Below are 2,196 nucleotides of genomic sequence, written 5' to 3' on the forward strand. Positions count from 1 at the left end.
ATGACCAAAAAATCCCTGATTTCACGCTTCAATTGCGAATAAATGAAGTACTAGATGATTGATGTTTAGATGAAGCTTGAAGCCAAATTTCCAGCCTGTAGAAGTCTTACCACGTTTAGCCTCTTCTGAGAAAACCTTGTGGCTGTTGACCCGGTGGTTATCACAAACGACAATGAGTGTTTAGTCAATGAATGACAAGCCAGTTTGTAGCCCTATGCATTGAGTTTTGAGGTAAACAGTCAGTGGTATCAGCGCTTGTTTCATGAGTTATACAAAACGATTGTAAGACACCAGGTTCGGAAACTAGTCCGACTTATGTCGTACAACAAAATTCTGTGTGTAATGTTTGAAATCTCGGGAAGCGCTCTGATGAAAGCAAATGATGATGGTCATTATTTCACTGAGCGAGAGTTTCGATATAATCAGAGGCTTTTTGGTATTACAAATAAGCCGTTTATGTCATTCTGGTTCAAAAACCAGACAGAAATCATCAACATCACATAATACACTGGTCATAGACATAGGAGCCTCTGGTTAGCTATCAATGGATTGCAACCGAAAGATAATTAAATCATTGGGGCTCCCTTGTCTTTTTTTGCATCGAACTCACGTTACTTACTCTCATTGCCTACCTTCTGGAGAAAACAGTGTTTGCCACAAGGTGTCATTAACTAAACTGTGCTGCTTATTGTTAATCATCGAGTCAATGCTTGCAGATTTCTCAAATAAAATACGGTAACCCATATTTGCGCTTCTGGATTGTATTAACTCAGCAAGTTGCTGTAACTTATCGATCTTGTTACTTAAACCTATGCGAGGATCATAAATGGTTTTGGCAAGTTCCAACATTATTTCAGCACTTGTTCCATGCAATGTATCAGAGTTAAACAGGTTGATGGCCATAAGGCTTATTTCTTTTCTGAACAGATAGCTAAATGATGTGTCTCTGGAAAATTCATAAAGGCTTGTGGCAAATTCAGCCTCGCTACAGCTTAGATACCGCCAATTATCATCTCGTGGGCTTTTTAGCGGCATTGATTCAATATTTCCACCACTTGCCATTAATGGTTCAATAGGCGGTCTGTTCTGCTCCCTGGTTTTGGCATCAAACAAAAAAGCTTCATCTATTTGGCTGCATGTTATTTTATTGGTAATTCTAAAGGCAAGAAGGTTTTTAAATGAAAGGTTGCTTGCGATATGATGCTTAATTTCAATTGGTAATCTACTAAGCCTGTCATCATTACCTATATCACACTCAGAGACCTCCCAGTTGGAAAATTCTGGTTTATTTGATGGATTTTGACAGTCTTGGGCGCTGGGCTTGAAAAATAAATTCTTTAATGTGGTAATCGATGTAATCATACGTTAAGTGATAAATTTTAATCAGGGAACCAAGTATAAGTAAGAAATCCCGTTATGAGGGTATTTTTTTGTCTGGAGTTCTTCGGGCTGGCCCTGATAGAAAGAAAGGTGCAGGCCATGGTCGGTGTCAGTAACAAGCTGACCCGCTGTGCAATTTTGCACTCTGCTACTCAAAATTCATGCTACAAACCATCACAAGACCCATGCCATACGTCAGAAGCCGTACAGATTTGACGTTTGTTTCAGTTATTTTAACTGCCTACTCAACCAGAAATATGCGATTCATTTGACCAATTTCTTACAGGTGGATTAAGAAAAGTCTTAACACCGATATCTGCTCTCCGATAGACCCTGCCTATACAACTCAGTACAGTTGTACCTATGCCTTATATTTTTATTAAAATATACGCCATTGATAATGTATTTTGAGGATAATGTTGATGAAAAAGTGTGTATACGATACTGATGACAGTCTTTCTCTTGCTATCTCAGAGCTGAAGGAAATCTTTAATCGTGCAGGTGTCGTTCAAATTCTATATAAGCGACTTGCACCCAATGATAATAGTAAGAACCAGCTGTACCTTGCACAGCATTTATCTGAACTGGCCTTTCTTCCTACAGGTGATATAGGGCAAGAATCTTCTTCTTCCAGTAAAACGTCTGACCCCAGGCGCAAGATACGGTATTAAAGCATCTCTGCCCATGTCGTGGATTGATGTGGAAGGTAATGAGTATCCTGCAAGTGGTACTCAAGTTATTTATTATCCCCAGTACCCGGAGGCAGGGCGATAGAATCGGCCTTACGATCGTTCCAATCAAGGCTAATTTAAACGA

General features: G+C 39.4%; 3 protein-coding genes. 1 reads left to right on the forward strand and 2 read right to left on the reverse strand.

All coding sequences use genetic code 11. The annotated features are described in order from the left end of the window. Nucleotides 1-21: 21 nt before the first annotated feature. On the reverse strand, nucleotides 22-174 hold the full coding sequence (locus tag KDK14_RS21620; protein ID WP_373691030.1) for a transposase: 153 nt from the start codon (nucleotides 172-174) through the stop codon (nucleotides 22-24). Between the two features lie 447 nt (nucleotides 175-621). Further along, nucleotides 622-1,362, reverse strand: coding sequence for an F-box protein (locus KDK14_RS04570; RefSeq protein ID WP_257263837.1), 741 nt, complete (start codon nucleotides 1,360-1,362; stop codon nucleotides 622-624). A gap of 54 nt (nucleotides 1,363-1,416) precedes the next feature. Here KDK14_RS04570 and KDK14_RS04575 point away from each other — a divergent pair, with 54 nt between their 5' ends. Further along, nucleotides 1,417-1,596 carry a hypothetical protein gene (locus tag KDK14_RS04575; RefSeq protein ID WP_257263838.1) on the forward strand — a complete coding sequence of 60 codons (180 nt, stop codon included), beginning with the start codon at nucleotides 1,417-1,419 and terminating at the stop codon, nucleotides 1,594-1,596. The last annotated feature ends 600 nt before the right edge of the window (nucleotides 1,597-2,196 follow it).

The organism is Endozoicomonas sp. ONNA2, from assembly GCF_024606365.1.
Lineage (GTDB): Bacteria > Pseudomonadota > Gammaproteobacteria > Pseudomonadales > Endozoicomonadaceae > Endozoicomonas.